Origin of the sequence: Nocardia sp. (genome assembly GCF_025465275.1) — a bacterium.
Taxonomy (GTDB): Bacteria; Actinomycetota; Actinomycetes; order Mycobacteriales; family Mycobacteriaceae; genus Nocardia.
Genome location: NZ_JAODNK010000193.1, coordinates 61499 through 77519, shown reverse-complemented (window position 1 = coordinate 77519; position 16021 = coordinate 61499). Strand labels below are relative to the sequence as shown.

Genomic DNA, 16021 nt, shown 5'->3' with positions numbered 1-16021 from the left:
TCACCGTGTGCTGGGCTGGTAGTCGTGATCGATCCCCGTCGCAAGGTCGTCACACCCGACCCGCACCGCGTCCGCTCTTTCGCGTAAATAGCTCCCGGCTCCAGTGTTTCCGGCGGCATTGACCAGCACGCCCGCCCAGTGCCCCCGGCCCAGCACCACCGGGTGGCCGGGGAGCTTCCCGAAAACCGCGCGCGCCAATCGGCTTTCGGAGCCTCTGGCGGCGGCCAGTACCCGGGCCACCACCTCCGGTCCGACGTCCGGAGTGTCCACCGGCATGATCGCCGCGAACTCCGGCGGCGTAATACCGCCGCCGGAGTTCTTTGCCGTTCCAAGGCTCGCCACTGCGGCCAGGCCCGCCCGCATCGAGGCACTCAGACCGATGGCCCAATCCGAAGCCCAGACCGCATGAACGCCCGCGGGCAGTGGGATGCGAGGAGTCTGCGAAACGAGCCATGCCGGCTCCGGGGCGGTCTGGTCACGCTGTGCGGGACCGGTCGCGCCCAGCACCACGAAGACCCGGTCGCAGCCGCCGTCCCGGAGCGCCCGCACCGCCGAATGCAGCCAGGCCCCATCCTCGGCCAAGGCTTTCGGCATCCCGTAACGGGTGCCGGCGCCCGCCGCCAGCACAATGCCATCGCAGCGTTCGGGGGTCATGCCCGTGAGAGTAGCGCCGCACGCTGATATTTGCCGCTCGATGTAGGTGGAAATGTAGGTGACACAGTCCCGTTGGGGATCTATTACTTGTCGTATGCCGCGATGAGCTGTCCGCACGACTAATCCCTCTTGGAGTCCAGTTGGGTAATCAGCGAGCGCGGGTGCTGTATATCAACGCTGGGTTCGTTCCAACCGGCGAGTATTTCGGTGCCGAAGAAATCCTGGAACTGCACTTGAACTGACCGCACAATCGATTTCACATGTCACCGATAGCGTCTAGGTGTATGAGGGCTGGACGTTAATCGTTGTGGAGGTGAGTCGCCGCTCGATTTTGCGGGGCTCACGGGGTCTGGTTGCGTGGGGCTTCTTGCGTCGGCGGGGGCCGCCAAGGCGCCATCGGCGCGACCTGCCCGTCGAGCACCGAGCACCGCTCGACGCACCCCGTAACCCGCTGCCGTATCTGTCTGTATGAAGCCGACCACATCGGGCCGGGCGGTCGCCGTGTCGACTGCTGCTGTCCGGCAACTGATCGCGGTGGCGGTGCTGCTGACCGGCGCCGCGATCGCAGTGACACTCGGCGTGCTCGGCACCCACTTCGGGCCCGTCCCTCGGCCACTGCCCACCTGGGGCTTCTCCGCGCCGCAGACCTTCAAGGCATATCTGAGCAGCCTGGTGCTGATGCTGATCATCGCCCAATTGTTCACGGCCGTATGGATTTACCGATGGCGCGCGGGACGGTGGGTCCATCGGTACCACCGTATCGCCGGTGCGCTCACGTTCACCGCAAGCCTGCCGGTGGGCTACTACTGTCTCTACAGCTTCGGTTTCCACCTCGACGCGGGGATCCCGCCGCGCATCCTGGTGCATTCGATCGCCGGCACCGCTTTCTACGGTGCGTTCGCCGCCAAGATGCTGGCATTGCGGCTGCGCAACGCACCTGCCTGGCTGGTGCCGGTGCTGGGTGGGCTCGTCTTCGGAACCTTCGTGCTCGCCTGGGCAGCGGCGGCGCTGTGGTGGTTCCACACCGTCGGATTCTCCCGCTGAACATCCGGATGATCCTGTCGAGCGCGTACTACAACCCGCACGCCTAATCGCAGCGTATGCGCCCGATTGTCAGATCGAGGAGCTGGGCTGCGTCCTGGCGCAGGGATTCCGCGGCGTCGGGTTCGCCGGCGTGGTAGCGCAGGAGGGCTTGCTGGAAGAGTCCGTCGAAGGTTGCGTAAGCGAGGGATTCGCTGACCACCAGTGGCTGATCGCACAGGACGGCGTAGCGCTCGACGACGTTGGCGATCATTTTCTGCCGGCGCTTGTCGATGTCGACGACGTCCGCGCGGAACGATTTCTCGAACAGACTCTGATTGCGTACGTCGTACCACAGCCGATGCAGTGGGGCGTCGTCCTGCAGCGTGCCGGCCATCAAGGCGCTGAAGGCATTTCTCAGTTCCTCGGCGGTGTGCGACGTCGCGACGACATCGTCGTAGCGGGTGACACATACGGCCTCGTACAGCTGTACCGCGTGGGTGAGCAACTCGACCTTGTCGCTGAAGTAGTAGTGCAGCACACCGTGTGAGAACTCGGATTTCTGGGCGATCTCGCGCAGGCTGGTGCGGGCGTAGCCCAACTCCGCCAACGTGTCCAGCGCCGCGGTCGCCAATTGGGTCCGCCGCTCGGCGAACTTGTCGACCTGGTCGCGGGCATGTCGCGCCCGCTTCTCGACGCTTTCTTTGATCGCGTTTCTCCTTCATCACATCCGGCACCTGGTGACGAACCGTATCGAGTCTATAGCTGATGCAACTCACCCCGATCTCCCATGGCTGGACAGTCGTCAAAGAAAATCTTGACGACTGTCAAGGGCGTCGAGTAGCGTGAGCGGCGCTTCGCAATGCTGGTAGGTACACGCGAGAGGCCAAGCCGCACACGTTATCTCGATGACGCCTGTGTGCGCGGATGACGCTCGTCGGATTCGCGAGCAATCCTTGCGGCCGGGCGGGTGCCGAAAGCTTGAGCGTCAGCACCGCGACGCAGCAAGATGTCGTAATTGCGCACTGCAACAATAGATTTCGGCTCCAGCGCCGTTTTCGGCAGCAGGAGCTGTGAAGCCGCGGGCCGCTTTCTCGGGTCGGCTCGCGGTCGTCGACCGGCTCCGCCTGCAACGGACCCGATGACGATCGTGAACGGTCGAGGCCCCGGCAGCCGCCGCCGGGGCCTCGCCACCCCCGAGAGCTGCCGAGGATGACAGCGTTCACCCGGTCTCACGCGGCAGGTCGCCAGGGTCGGTCCAGATTGCCATCGGGACCGTCGCCGCGCTGCGTCCCGCCGAATCCAGCACGCGCCCCATGCGTTTGATGAAACGCAGCACGATCGACGTGCCGAGGATCGTCAGTCGCGGTACTTCGGTGGAGAGCCGGGACTCGACCACGAGCACCTCGTCGATGGTCGGCAGCGAGAATCCGACGGCAAGATTCGGCTCGCCGCCGGACACCCGCATACACACGCGGGCGCCCGGCACTCGCAGCAGCGCCTCGACCGTGGCCCGGTCGTTCGGATCGGCCCGGCCCCACAGCCACATGCCCACCGGCCAACTCGACAGCGACAGCGCCAGATCGCAGCGCAGCACCAGTTGCCCTCCGGCGATCATGCCGTCGAGGCGACGGCGAATCGTGCTGATACTCAAGCCGGTTTCCTGCGCCAGCTCGGCCAGCGGCGTGCGGCCATCGTGTCCCAACCGCAGGATCAGGGTGCGGTCGGCGGCATCGAGTGGCCGCGCTGCCGGTGGCCGCGCGGGCCATGGCCGCACCCCCTCCATCAGCCGGGCCCGCTGCGCGGAATCCAGTGCGTTCAGCTGCCATTGGTCACCCATCCGGTACACCCGCGTCACCAGCATCGTGCTGGTCGCGGACACCCCGGGGACGGCCGACAGCGACTCCAGCAGCAGCCGCGACAGTGCCACCAGACCCGGCACGCTGATCAGCAGCGATAGATCGTGACCACCGCTGATGTGTTCGACACTCAGGATGTGCGGCCAGCGGGCCAGCCGCTGCGCGGTATCGCTCACCGCCCCGTTGGCGCAGCTGACCAGGACGATGGCCAGACAGGCGTCGGGCACACCGGTGGCGCGACCCCCGACCCACGCTGCCCTGGCGGCGCTGAGCCGTTGCCAGCGCCGCGCCACCGTGACCGGGTCGACGTCCAGCGCCGCGCCGATCCGTTGCCAGGTGGCACGCGGGGCGATCTCGAGGCAGTTGATCAGCACCAGATCCAGCTCGTCCAGTGCGATGCCAAAATCCTGCATCTTCACCCCGATATTTCGAAGATCCTGCGGATTTACGCATTCTTCGGCAGGCATCGCCATCCTGTCACGATTCCGCATCTCAGGAGGACTCGGCAAATGCATACACCGCAGAAAAGGCTTGCGCTCCAACATGATCTGGTCCGGTTGCGCCGCGACCTGCATGCCGACCCCGAGGTCGGACTCGCGCTGCCCCGCACCCGGCGGCGGGTGCTCGACGCGCTCGCCGGGCTGCCTCTCGAGATCACCCTCGGCCGCGACATCGGATCGGTGACGGCCGTGCTCCGCGGCGGGCGCCCCGGACCCTCGGTACTGCTGCGGGGCGATATGGACGCCCTGCCGCTGGCCGAACGCACCGGGCTCGACTACGCGTCGGGCAATGGCGCGATGCACGCCTGCGGGCACGATCTGCACACCGCGATGCTGGTCGGCGCCGCCCGGCTGCTCTGTGAGCGGCGGCACTTGCTCGCCGGCGACGTGGTTTTCATGTTCCAACCCGGCGAAGAGGGCGAGGACGGCGCCGCGAAGATGATCGCCGAGGGCGTGCTGGAGGCGGCCGGGACACTCCCCGTGGCGGCCTACGCGACGCACGTCATGTCGGCACGATTCCCGCACGGCATCTTCACCACCCGCAGGGGACCCCTGATGGCCGGCGCCGACCTGCTGTCGCTGACCGTGCACGGCACCGGCGGTCATGGCTCGGCCCCACACCTGGCCCGCGATCCGATCCCCGCCGTGGCCGCGGTGGTCGGTGCACTGCCCGGCTTGCTCTCCCGGACCGTCGATCCGGCCGACACGGCGGTACTCACCATCGGAGCCATCCACGCGGGCGCCGCCGGAAACGTCATCCCGGATCGCGCCGAACTGCTGGGCACGCTGCGCTGGCACGATGCGCGCACCCGCGACGCCCTGCGGGAAGGCTTCGCCGAAGTGTGCCGCTCGATCGCCCGGGCACACGGCGTGACCGCCGATCCGGGTGTCGTCGAATACCTCGACGTGACGGCCAACGATCCGGACGAGGCCGATTTTGTCGCGGCGGTGGCGGCCGAGGTGCACGGAGCGCGGCGGTATCGCGATCTGCCGCAACCGCTGTGCGCCGGAGAGGACTTCTGCCGGATCCTGGAGCGGGTACCTGGAGCGATGATCCTGCTCGGTGCGTGCCCACCGGACCTCGATCCGGCACAGGCTTTCGACAACCATTCGCCCTACGCGATTTTCGACGATGCGGTGCTCACCGACGGCGCGCTGCTGCATGCCGAGATCGCCGCCCGCAGACTCGCCGCCGCCACCATCGCCGATCGGCCGACCGCCGACGCCCACACCGGATAGGTCGCTCATGTCGAACATCACCTCGGCCGTGCAATCCGGCCACACGCATCCGCGCATCGAATCCGCATCCGCCGCAAGCGTTGCGGCCGCTCGTCCGTGGCGCACCCTGGTCTCGACCGGCGTCGGCAACGCGCTCGAATGGTACGACTGGGCGATCTTCGGAACCTTCTCGCCGTTCTTCGCCCACGCGTTCTTCCCCGCCAAAACCGGCACCCTGGCGCTGCTGTCGGCATTGGTCGTCTTCGCCGTCGGATTCGTCATTCGACCGGTCGGCAGCCTGGCGTTCGGCTGGTATGCCGATCGGCGGGGGCGCCGCCCCGCGCTGGTCGGGGCGATCGCCCTCGCCGCAGGAGGCAGCCTGCTGATCGGCGTCGCGCCCACCCATACCGCGATCGGCATCGCGGCTCCCGTCCTGCTCGTTCTCGCCCGGCTGGCGCAGGGGCTCGGGCACGGTGGCGAGATGCCTGCTGTGCAAACCTATCTCGCCGAATCCGCACCGCCGGGGCGGCGGGGGCGCTGGGCCAGCTTCATCTACGTGTCCGGCACGACCGGGATCGTGGTGGCGACGGTCCTCGGCGCCGTGCTGTCGGGTCTGCTGAGCAAGGTGCAGATGGAATCCTGGGGCTGGCGGCTGCCGTTCGTGCTGGGCGGCGTGCTGGGCATCTACACGCTGGTGATGCGGTTGCGACTGCCGGAAACCCGCGTCATCGAGCGCACCACCGCCTCTGCCCGGCTCCTGCGAGGGCTGTGGGAGCAGCGGGCCGGGTGCGCCCGAGCGTTCGGGCTGACCATCGGCGGCACCGTCGCCTTCTATCTCTGGGTTATCGGCACACCGGCGAAGGCTGTTGCCGCACACCGAATTCCGGCATCACAGGTGCTGTGGATCAGCGTATTCGCCTCGGTGTTCCTGATCGCATTGCTGCCGTTGTGCGGGATCGTCTCCGATCGGATCGGGCGTCGGCCGTTGCTATTGCTGTCCTTCCTCGGCACCGCGGTTGTGGTCTTTCCGGCGATGGCGCTACTGGACGGCGGCGCCTGGTCCATGGCCATCGCACTACTGCTGGCCATGGTGTTCCTCGCCCCGTTCGCGGCGGTCATTCCGGCGGTATACGCGGAACTGTTCCCGGCCGGAATCCGCGCCACCGGAAGCGGTTTCGGCGCGGCACTCGCCACCGCAGCCTTCGGCGGCACCGCACCCTATCTACAGACCTGGCTGACCACCTCGGGCCGCACGAACCTGTTCGCCGGATACGTGCTCGCCCTCATGCTGGTCAGCGCGGCGGTAGCGGCGTGGACACCGGAGACCGGTGGTGCGCCGCTCGACTGACCTGGTGCTTGCACGAGTTAATGTCGTTTCATGTCAACTACATTGCCCGCCAAGGCTGTCGACGCGATCAACGGCGGATTGCTCGCCCATCTGGTCACCGTCAATGCCGACGGTTCACCGTATGTGCGCTGCGTATGGACTCACGCCGAAGCCGACTCGCTGACCATCGGCTCGATGAGCTTGGACAAACGCTACATCCGCAATCTGCAACGGGATCCGCGCGTGGCGATCTCCTACGAGTCGGATGTGATCGATGCCCACGGGCTGGCCGAATACCTCGTCGCCGAAGGGTCCGCGGAGGTGGTCGAGGGTGGTGGCGGTCGCGCCCTGCTGAACCGGCTCGGGAAGGCATATATCGGCCCCGATGCGGACTTCCTCTCCGATCCGGCCCTCGGCGAGGGCAACCTGATCCGCGTGCGACTGACCAAGGTCACCGGCATTGGAGCCTGGCTGGACTGAGCTCGGACCCGGTGGGCAACGGATTCCGGGCGTTCCGTCAGGGCGGCAGGCGCTGTTCCTTCGCCACCGCTACGGCGGCGGCGCGGGTGTCGACGGCGATTGCCCAGGCTTGCTGCGCTGAAACTCCGGGTCGCGCGTGTCGCGAACGATCTGGAAGCCGAGGGCGATCAGATACAGCAAGCCTGGGAAGGCGGCGATCCGCTCCCACAATCCGAACTGTGCCGTTCCACCGATCCTGGCCAGCATGAAGCCGATTCCCACGATCGCGGTGGCCCCGAAGGTTAATCCCAAGGCCCCGACGCGGTTCCGTCGATCTGCTCGCCACAGCGCCACTCCGATCAGGAATGTCCCGAAGGCGAGGCTGCCGATCGCTATCGCCGCGCCCGATACGTGCACGGTCTTGGCCGTGTCCTCGGGATTGAGTGCGACCATGCACAGCCCGATTCCCGCGATAAAGACCAAACCCAGCCCGAACGCGCCGACGCGACTCGAGGGCAGCGCGGGTCTCACGAGCACCGCCCCCAAGCACATACATACACCGGCGATCGTCCACGAGATGTTGGTCGCGACGTGCCATGGCGAGCACACCCAGCCATCGAGTTGGTCGGAACGATGGCAGGTCGCGGCACCCAGATCGCTGATCGCATTGCGTGACCAGCTGTAGGGGGCGGTCCATCGACTCTGCGAGATCACCAGCATGACGAAGTACTGCACCACCAGGACCCACGCGATACCGCCGATCACTACCTGACGAGTTCGAGCATTCATGGCTCCTCCGTGGTTGTCGAGTGTCGTGGCGGGGGCCTTGTGCGCGCCCGGTTGCGACTCGACCACTAGTAGCTGATCATTTGCCTTCAGTGTGCGGCGGGTCGCGGTGCCGGCGCATTCATCCGCGCAAACTCCCGGAGGCGTGCGTGCACTATCTGATCGGCAGTATCGGGTTGGCGGGTTTCCTGTTCCTCGCATGGTTGCCCAGTAGTGATCGACGGGCGGCGGGTGGACGGCTGGGGCGAGTCGGGGTGCTGCTGCTGGTGCAGTTCGGCCTTGCCGTGCTGTTGCTGAAATCATCGGTGGGGGACACCGTGATTCGCGCCGTCAGTTCGGCGTTCGATCACCTGATCACGTACGCCGGTACCGGCACGGCCTTCGTATTCGGCGGCCTGCCCAAGGTCGGTGAGCAGCCGGCGATCTTCTTCTCGGTGCTGATGCCGATCGTGCTCGTCTCGGCCCTGATCGGGATCCTGCAGCATATTCGGCTGCTGCCGTTGATCATTCGTGTGGTGGGGCAGGTCGTGTCCTGGATCAGCGGATTCGGCAAACTCGAATCGTTCAATGCGGTCGCGGCAATGCTGCTCGGGCAGTCCGAAGTGTTCATCTCGTTGCGCGACATCCTGGGCCGGATACCCGAACGGCGGATGCTGACCCTGGCCACCTCGGCTATGTCCACGGTGTCGGCCGCGATCCTCGGGGTGTACATGCAGCTCGTGGAACCGCGGTACGTGATCGCTGCCATCACCTTGAACCTCTTCGGCGCGTTCGCCGTCTCCGCGCTCATCAACCCGTATCGGACCAGCAGCGTCGAGGATGATGCCCTGCTGCACGTCGAGGACGCCGAATCCCGGGACAAGCCCTCGTTTTTCGAGATGCTCGCCGACTACATCCTGCTGGGTTTCCGGATCGCGATCACGGTCGCCGCCATGCTGCTGGGTTTCACCGCCCTGCTGGCGCTGGTCAACGGCATCTTCGCGGCGGTGTTCCACGGCACCACCTTCCAGGATGTGATGGGACATGTCTTCGCGCCGCTGGCCTGGTTGACCGGGATTCCCTGGGACGAGACCCGTTCGGCGGGAACGTTCATGGGCACGAAGCTGGTGTCGAACGAAGTGGTCGCGATGCAGCAGCTGCACAGCCGGCAGACCCCGCTGTCGGGCCACACGATGGCGATCCTGTCCACCTATCTGGTGTCCTTCGCCAACCTCACCACGATCGCCATCGTCACCGGCGCGGTCCGCATCCTCGATGCCGGCCAGGGCGCCGTCGTCGCCCGCAAGGGACTACGGCTGATCTACAGTGCCACGCTGGTGAGCCTGATCAGCGCGACCGTCGTAGGGCTGGTGCAGTGATCCGCCACTTCGGCGCGCTGCTGCTGTTGTCGGAAGGATCGTTGGACAAGCACTTCAATCCGTTCGAGGATATTGATTGGGACAACCCCGACTTCGCCGCCGACGCGGGCGAGCATCGCTGGATCCTGCCGGTCTCGGCCGATGTTCAATGAGTCGACCGGATCGGGCTCGACGTGCCCGGCACGGGGCCGCTTATACGGAAGTTCAGATTCCTGGAGGATCCTCGGACGCGCGATCGTGACCCCGCCCGCTAGCTCTTGGTCGACGGATCATCCTCCGTGCGCGCGGCCCCGGCGGATTCGCAGGGGCCACACTGATATGCGACTACCTCGTGGTTCTGGTCGCGTCGGAGATCGTGGCATTCGTCAGTGCGACGAGTTCGCCGGCGATCCTGTCCAGGGCTTGGGTACTGCGCTGCGCGATGGACAGCACCAGGGCGCCCTCCACCGCGGCGATGATCATGGTTGCGAGTGACTGTGCGCGCGGCATCGATACCCCGCGCTGCCACAGCGATGCCGAAATGGTCGCCTCCCATGAGGTGAATGCCTCGCCCGCCGCGATCCTGCCCGCCGGGTACGGCACTCCGCCGAGCGCCCCGGCCGCTACCGGGCATCCGGCGGCGTAGTCGGTATCGATGAGTTGCCGACGGAACAGTCCGACCATCGATTCGACGGTCGCGGCCGGCCCCGCGTCGGCCAGACCATTGCTGATCACCGCACCGATCAGCCCCCCGGCCAGGTGGGTGGCTTCGGCCACCAGTTGCGGCTTTCCTTCGGGGAAATGATGGTAGATCGATCCTCTCGGGGCCTGCGCGTGCTCGATCACGTCGGCCAGCGACGTCGCCTCGACGCCCCTTTCCCGGAACAAGATCGCCGCACTCGACACCATCCTGTCGCGTGCCGTTCTGTGCACACCCATGACGTGACCCCCTGTTGACGGCATCTGCTATGCCAAGTCTCATATCGGCCAGCTGTTCATTGCCGCTGGAAGGCTCTCCGATCCGTTTCACCGTACCCCAATACTCCGGCTGGATCTGGGCCCATCCAGTTGACTGTAACCATGCGTAACACATAGGCTCCGCGTCATGAATATGCCAACTGACATAGCCGGGACGATCGGATCTCGCAGGCCGTCAGCAGCAGTTGATGCACACGTGAATCGCAGCTCCGCCACCGCATCGGGCCTGAGTCGTCGGGGGCGTTGGCTCGCGCTTTTCGTCATCTGCTTCGCGGAGCTACTGGTGGTGCTCGACAACACCGTCGTGGTTGTCGCATTGCCATCGGTGGGCATAGATCTGCGCACCAGCTTCAGCGGGTTGCAGTGGATGGTGGACGCCTACACGCTGACTTTCGCGGGTCTACTGCTGGCGTTCGGGCATCTCGGCGACCGGTACGGGCGACGCAAGGCGATGATGGTCGGGTTGGTCGGTGTCGGCGTTATGTCCGCCGGCGGCGCTGTCGCGACCGATATCAGCCAGGTGATCGCGTCGCGGGCAGCGATGGGCGTGTTCGCGGCCGCGGTGTTTCCCGCCACCCTCGCGCTGATCATGAACATCTTCACCGACGCCCGGGAGAAGGCCCTGGCCATCGCCGCTTGGACGGTCATGGCGGGTTTCGCGGTCGCGATCGGGCCGACGGCCGGCGGCTGGCTATTGGAGCACTTCTCCTGGCATTCGGTGTTCTGGATGAACGTGCCGTTCGCCGCAGTCGCCCTGATCGCGATATGGCTGCTGGTACCCGAGTCGAAAGGCTCGCATGCCGGCCGGCTCGACATCGTGGGCATCGCGCTCTCGCTGGTGGGCATCACCGCGCTGGTCTGGGCAATCATCGAGGCCCCGAAACATGGCTGGATGGCACCGATCAGCCTTGCCGGATACGGACTTTCGGCACTGAGTCTGGGGTCCTTCGTGCTGTGGGAGTTGCGCACACCCGCCCCGGTACTGAACATGCAGCTGTTCCGGAACCGGCGATTCGCCCTGCCCGCCCTGACCATCGCAGTCGGATACTTCTGCCTGTTCGGTGAGCTCTTCCTGATCACCCAGTACTTCCAGGGAATCCGGGAGATGACACCGCTCCAATTCGGTTTGCATGCTTTGCCGTTCGCGGCTTGCATCGCACTCGGAGCCCCGCTGGCGCTATTGCTCGCACAGAAGATCGGCACCACCGCGGTCCTCATCATCGGCCTCGTCGTTACCAGTGCCGGCATGTATCTCGCGGGCCAATCCAAGGTGGACACACCATATTTCGGGCCCATCCTGCTTGCGATGATCCTGCTGGGTATCGGTATCGCCTTCATTCAGGGCCCGGCCACCGAGTCGATCATGTCCTCGGTACCCCTAGACGAGGCAGGCGCCGGGTCCGCGGTCAATGACACTACCCGCGAGATCGGCGGCACTCTCGGCGTCGCGGTACTCGGGTCGATCGCGGCGTCGGTGTATACGACCAAAGCCAAGCCCGCCATCGACGCCGTCCCCGATTCGTTGATGAACTCCCACGAGAAGGACTTCGCCAGCCAGAGCGTGCTGAGTGTGGTCGAGATCGCCAAACACCCCACCAATCCACTACTCGCGCAACCCAAAGCCCACCTCATCGACACCATGAAATCCGCCGCCGTAGCCGGATTCGAAGTCGGCTCCTACGCCACCATCACTGCCGCACTCCTGACCGCGGTGCTGCTGGCCATCTTCCTGCCCTGGAAGCCCGCCACCGGCAACTCAGTCCTTCTCGGCTGGAAGGACTGAAACCCGGCCCTGGTGTGTCCGAAGGCTTTCCGGCACGCCGCGGTGCCGTGCCACAATGTCGTGACGTGGCACCACAAGATCGCTCTGCTGTACTGAACACGCTGTGCTGCACTAGTGTTCAGCAGCCCATCAGGCCCGGCGGACCGCCGGGCCTGATGGGCCGGGGCCGGTGTCAGCTGCGCGCGGCTGACACTCCGAGCTGCGCCGCCAGTGCGGCGGCGGTGGCGGGGAATCGGTCGAGCAAGTCGGTCACCTCGCGGTTTCCGGCCGGTCCGGCATCCTGCCAGCTGCCCTCGATACCGAGGAGGCCGGCGAGTGCGTCGCAGGTGGCGGGGTAGGCGGCCAGCAGTTCGGTGACCGGTCCACATGGTGCTGCCGTCACAGATGTTGCGCCCGTGGTGAGTTCGACCGACCAGGGCGGCACGAACGCGTCTACGACGGGTAGCGCGCCGGGGAACGTGCGGCCCGCTTCCCGGACCAGCCCGGGGATGAGGTCGCCTGCCTGATCCTTCAGAGTGGTGATGAGCTTCGGCAGCCACGGCAGCAGCACCGCGTCCGGCAGTGTGCCGAATGCCTTCGACAACAGCTCCACCACAAAGGGTTTCAATGCCGGGGCCGGGTCGATGGCCTGCACGAATCCGCTCACATACTGCGGAACCGCCGGCAGCACCAGCGGATTGGCCAGCATCGCGTCGCACCGCTGGCGCAGCTCGGCCATGGTCAGCATGCCGAGCTGGAACCGCGCCGCCCACAGCAGGGCCACCTTGGCGGGCGCCTCCGGATGTGATTGCAGCACCGCCAATTCCAGCTGGGTGTGATCGCAGCCCAGCGACAGCGCCAGATTCTCCATCCCGAACAGGAAGCCCAGCATGGCCGCGACTTGCGCCGGACCGGTCTCCTCGGCGGCGAAGGCGGTGGGCAGCAGGGTGCAGTAGTGCGAGTATCCGGCTGTCACGAACCGTTCGCACCAGGCCGGCAAGCCGCCTTCGGTTGAGCGGAAGTAGTTGAGCAGCAACCGAATTCGCCGCAGTACGACGGGCGCGTCGTCCACCGTCCGCTCGGCGGCGAGGAGTTCGACCGCGCGAGTGCCCAGTTCGGCGGCGAGCCGGACCGATCCCAGATACACCAGCGCGTCCTCTACCGCACCCAGCGCCACGGCTGCCGTCGCGTCCGGTGCGGTGACCGCACGTCGCAGGCGCTGCTCCAGCACCTGTTCCACCGACACGCCCTCGTAGCCGAGCTCCACCAGTGACCGCTGGTACTTGCCGAGCCCGATATCCCAGCTCTCCTGGATCGAGGTCTCGCCCAGTCCGCGCGAGCCCATAATGGGGCGCAAGGCATCCTGCGGCAGCAACCTGCGCAGCAGCCACAGCAGATCCGAGCACGGCCGCAGGTCCGGATTCGACTTCAGATCCAGCAGTGCGCGTTGCAGCGTCCGCTTGGACAGATCCAGTCCCAGCGGCTGCAGCCGGTCGAGCACATCGCGGGCCAGCGGCGGCAGCGCCGCGTAGCCGACCTGGCCGATGCGGTCGCCGCCGAGCAGGATTTCGCACAGCCGCCGCACATCGCGCCGCCCCGGCACCCGATCCTTCTCGATGCAGGTGACGGCCGCGTCCTGGAAGTCGTACGGTGTCGGCCGGGCGCGATTTCGTAAGCCCGCCAATAGGATCGAGGTCTCGAAGATGGCGATGGCGTCGGCGGTGCTGGCCAGGTAGCCATTGCGACGGGCCAGCCGGACGATGTCCACCGACCATTCCAGGAGCTCGGCCTCATCGAGTGGGTCCAGGACCGGCGGCCGGGACAGGAATCCTGAAAGCTGATCCGCCACTTCGGCTTCCGGCTCGGCTGGGAGCAGCGGTAGCTTGTTGGCGCGCTTCTTCGCTCCCGGCTGGCCTTCCAGCTCGAACGGCTGTAATTTCCCCCGCCGCAAGCCCTTCGCCCAGGTGGCCGCCGCGATCGACACCGCGCCCCCGGCCAGCCCGAACTGTGCTTCGATCGCGGAATGGCTGGACGGAATCAGTCCGTAGTGCCAGACGGTGGCCGAGCGCGGCGAGATCTCGAACGGCGCGTCCGACTCCAGGCCGAACTGTTCGACCGGGCTGGCCGCATGGGCCGCGCCGCACACGTACAGCGCCCCAGCCGGATCGATACTATTGGCGGCCAAGTGTTCTCGCATGCGAGTCCACATGTACCGTTCGCGATCTTCGTCCTCGGCGGTGCTGCCGCGCCGCAGCCGCCGGAACAGACTGCCGATCATCACCATGACCTGGCGATAAGTGTCGTAGTCGGCGTCCGCGAGGGGCTGCTCCACGTATTGGTCCCACCACTCCGACCAGTGCCGGACCTTGCCGTGGTGCAGCAGGTGTTCTTCCAGTTCGGCGAAACGCGGTCGCAGATCACCGATTTCAATGCCGACCGCCGCGCCGTGCAGCCCGTCGTCCTCGGGCTGCTCGCCGTCAGCCGGTTGCGATTGCTCTGCCTCGGGAGCCCACTGGAACACGTGATCGGTGGACCGATCCACCAGCACCAGTTCGACTCCCGGCGTATCGAGCGCATACGCGATAGCCTGGTACTCGGCCGAGGACTCGGTGATCGGCGCGACCACCGACAGCGGCGCCCATTCCGTCGGGAAACCCGTGGTATCGGTGGCGAAGGCCTGCAATGCCACCGGTAACCGGCAATTTCGCAGTTCCTCCACCAGCGGCCGCAGATCTTCGCACAGCTCCAAATAGATGACGCTCGGCTGCTTTTCGCGCAGCCGCCGCACCATCGCCAGACCGGAGGCGGGGGAGTGGTGGCAGACCGGGAAGATCTCCAGCCGCTCCGTCAGCGCCCGGTCGACATCGTCGACAATGCCCGCCAGGATATCGCCCGCCGCTCCGGGCGCGCCGGCGAACGCGACGGCGGCGTCCGCCAGCTGATCCCGCAGCGCGGCAAAGGCATTCGGCGCGGACCGGGTATCGGAGACGGTCACGAGAGCCTCGCGATCGCGGCCCGGCCACCCTCCAGGAACTCGGCCCAGGGGGCTTTGCCCTTCTTGTCCTTGGTGCGCGGCTCGACCACACCGTGCAGGTACTTGTTGAAAATGGCCAGGTCCTCGGGCTGCCGCCGGGCCAGGGACCCGACCAGCGAACCGGCGAGGATTTCGGCGCTGAGCTCCTTCGCACCGAAGAACTGGCTGTGCAGGATGGCGTCTTCGAGCACGCCGATCTGCTCGGCGGTGGACAGCGCCGACTCCAGTTTGTCGTCGTCGCTGGTGGCTGCCGCCGCGGCGGCGCGCAGATCGGCGAAGCTCTCCAGCAGGATGTCCAGCAACGTAGGCGGCAGTTCCAGTTCGAGGGAGTGGCGGCGCAGCAGTTCCGCGGTGCGGAAGCGCACGATCTCCGCCTCGCTCTTCTTGTTGGATACCACGGGAATTCGCACAAAATTGAAGCGCCGCTTGAGTGCCGAGGACAGGTCGTTCACACCCCGGTCGCGGCTGTTCGCGGTCGCGATAATGGAGAAGCCCGGCTGCGCGAACACCACATTGTCGTCATCGAGCTCGGGAATCGAGACGTACTTCTCCGACAGGATGGAGATCAGCGCGTCCTGCACATCGCTGGTGGAGCGGGTGAGCTCCTCGAAGCGGCCGATCACGCCCTGCTCCATGGCGGTCATGATCGGCGACGGGATCATCGACTCCCGCGACTGACCCTTGGCGATGACCATGGAGATATTCCACGAGTACTTGATGTGGTCCTCGGTGGTGCCGGCCGTGCCCTGCACCACCAGCGTGGAATTGCGGCTGATGGCAGCGGCAAGCAACTCGGCCAGCCAGCTCTTGCCGGTACCCGGATCACCGATGAGCAGCAGACCTCGGTCCGAGGCCAGCGTGACAATGCTGCGCTCGACGAAGCTGCGGTCACCGAACCACTTCTGCGCCACCTCGCGGTCCAGCCCGTCGGCGCGTTCGGAGCCGAGGATGAACAGCCGCACCATCTTCGGGCTCAGCCGCCACGTGTACGGCTTGGGGCCGTCGTCGATGGACTCCAGCCAATCGAGTTCTTCGGCGTACTTGGTCTCGGCGGGGGCGCGCAAAACGTCGTTCATAATGGCTGATC

At 66.2% G+C, this 16021-nt stretch carries 14 protein-coding genes; 7 read left to right on the top strand and 7 right to left on the bottom strand.

Annotation, left to right across the window (positions count from 1 at the left end; genetic code table 11):
• Positions 1 to 654, bottom strand: a complete 654-nt coding sequence (locus JWN03_RS39980) for a nucleotidyltransferase family protein (protein ID WP_297626845.1) — start codon at positions 652 to 654, stop codon at positions 1 to 3.
• Positions 655 to 1155: 501 nt separating this feature from the next.
• Here JWN03_RS39980 and JWN03_RS39975 point away from each other — a divergent pair.
• Positions 1156 to 1698 (top strand): DUF6529 family protein, encoded by a 543-nt coding sequence (locus JWN03_RS39975; RefSeq protein ID WP_297626842.1) that lies wholly within the window; start codon positions 1156 to 1158, stop codon positions 1696 to 1698.
• Positions 1699 to 1741: 43 nt separating this feature from the next.
• Here JWN03_RS39975 and JWN03_RS39970 read toward each other — a convergent pair whose 3' ends face one another.
• Together JWN03_RS39970 and JWN03_RS39965 are read right to left on the bottom strand one after the other, a co-directional pair.
• Positions 1742 to 2383, bottom strand: a complete 642-nt coding sequence (locus JWN03_RS39970; protein WP_297626945.1) for a TetR/AcrR family transcriptional regulator — start codon at positions 2381 to 2383, stop codon at positions 1742 to 1744.
• 513 nt (positions 2384 to 2896) lie between these two features.
• Positions 2897 to 4000, bottom strand: a complete 1104-nt coding sequence (locus tag JWN03_RS39965; protein WP_297626840.1) for an Lrp/AsnC family transcriptional regulator — start codon at positions 3998 to 4000, stop codon at positions 2897 to 2899.
• A gap of 42 nt (positions 4001 to 4042) precedes the next feature.
• Here JWN03_RS39965 and JWN03_RS39960 point away from each other — a divergent pair, with 42 nt between their 5' ends.
• Genes JWN03_RS39960 through JWN03_RS39950 form a run of 3 tightly spaced genes read left to right on the top strand, consistent with a single transcriptional unit; the run spans position 4043 to position 7058 of the window.
• Positions 4043 to 5272 (top strand): M20 metallopeptidase family protein, encoded by a 1230-nt coding sequence (locus JWN03_RS39960; RefSeq protein ID WP_297626837.1) that lies wholly within the window; start codon positions 4043 to 4045, stop codon positions 5270 to 5272.
• 7 nt (positions 5273 to 5279) lie between these two features.
• Positions 5280 to 6599, top strand: coding sequence for an MFS transporter (locus JWN03_RS39955; protein WP_297626834.1), 1320 nt, complete (start codon positions 5280 to 5282; stop codon positions 6597 to 6599).
• A gap of 30 nt (positions 6600 to 6629) precedes the next feature.
• Positions 6630 to 7058 (top strand): pyridoxamine 5'-phosphate oxidase family protein, encoded by a 429-nt coding sequence (locus JWN03_RS39950; protein ID WP_297626831.1) that lies wholly within the window; start codon positions 6630 to 6632, stop codon positions 7056 to 7058.
• Positions 7059 to 7127: 69 nt separating this feature from the next.
• Here the strand turns inward: JWN03_RS39950 and JWN03_RS39945 are convergent, their stop codons facing one another.
• Positions 7128 to 7826 carry a DUF998 domain-containing protein gene (locus JWN03_RS39945; protein WP_297626828.1) on the bottom strand — a complete coding sequence of 233 codons (699 nt, stop codon included), beginning with the start codon at positions 7824 to 7826 and terminating at the stop codon, positions 7128 to 7130.
• Positions 7827 to 7972: 146 nt separating this feature from the next.
• On the opposite strand from JWN03_RS39945, the gene JWN03_RS39940 reads away from it, so the two are divergent.
• The gene (locus tag JWN03_RS39940) at positions 7973 to 9181 is read left to right on the top strand and encodes a NupC/NupG family nucleoside CNT transporter (RefSeq protein WP_297626826.1); all 1209 of its coding nucleotides are present in this window, start codon (positions 7973 to 7975) and stop codon (positions 9179 to 9181) included.
• Positions 9178 to 9333, top strand: coding sequence for a diiron oxygenase (locus JWN03_RS39935; protein ID WP_441343146.1), 156 nt, complete (start codon positions 9178 to 9180; stop codon positions 9331 to 9333). The genes JWN03_RS39940 and JWN03_RS39935 overlap by 4 nt, the downstream gene beginning before the upstream one ends.
• A 172-nt stretch (positions 9334 to 9505) precedes the next feature.
• Here JWN03_RS39935 and JWN03_RS39930 read toward each other — a convergent pair whose 3' ends face one another.
• Positions 9506 to 10099 (bottom strand): TetR/AcrR family transcriptional regulator, encoded by a 594-nt coding sequence (locus JWN03_RS39930; protein WP_297626824.1) that lies wholly within the window; start codon positions 10097 to 10099, stop codon positions 9506 to 9508.
• 172 nt (positions 10100 to 10271) lie between these two features.
• On the opposite strand from JWN03_RS39930, the gene JWN03_RS39925 reads away from it, so the two are divergent.
• Positions 10272 to 11921 carry an MFS transporter gene (locus tag JWN03_RS39925; protein WP_441343148.1) on the top strand — a complete coding sequence of 550 codons (1650 nt, stop codon included), beginning with the start codon at positions 10272 to 10274 and terminating at the stop codon, positions 11919 to 11921.
• 172 nt (positions 11922 to 12093) lie between these two features.
• Here JWN03_RS39925 and JWN03_RS39920 read toward each other — a convergent pair whose 3' ends face one another.
• Positions 12094 to 14895 (bottom strand): DUF5682 family protein, encoded by a 2802-nt coding sequence (locus tag JWN03_RS39920; RefSeq protein WP_297626821.1) that lies wholly within the window; start codon positions 14893 to 14895, stop codon positions 12094 to 12096.
• Positions 14892 to 16010 (bottom strand): ATP-binding protein, encoded by a 1119-nt coding sequence (locus tag JWN03_RS39915; RefSeq protein WP_297626819.1) that lies wholly within the window; start codon positions 16008 to 16010, stop codon positions 14892 to 14894. The genes JWN03_RS39920 and JWN03_RS39915 overlap by 4 nt, the downstream gene beginning before the upstream one ends.
• Positions 16011 to 16021: the final 11 nt, after the last annotated feature.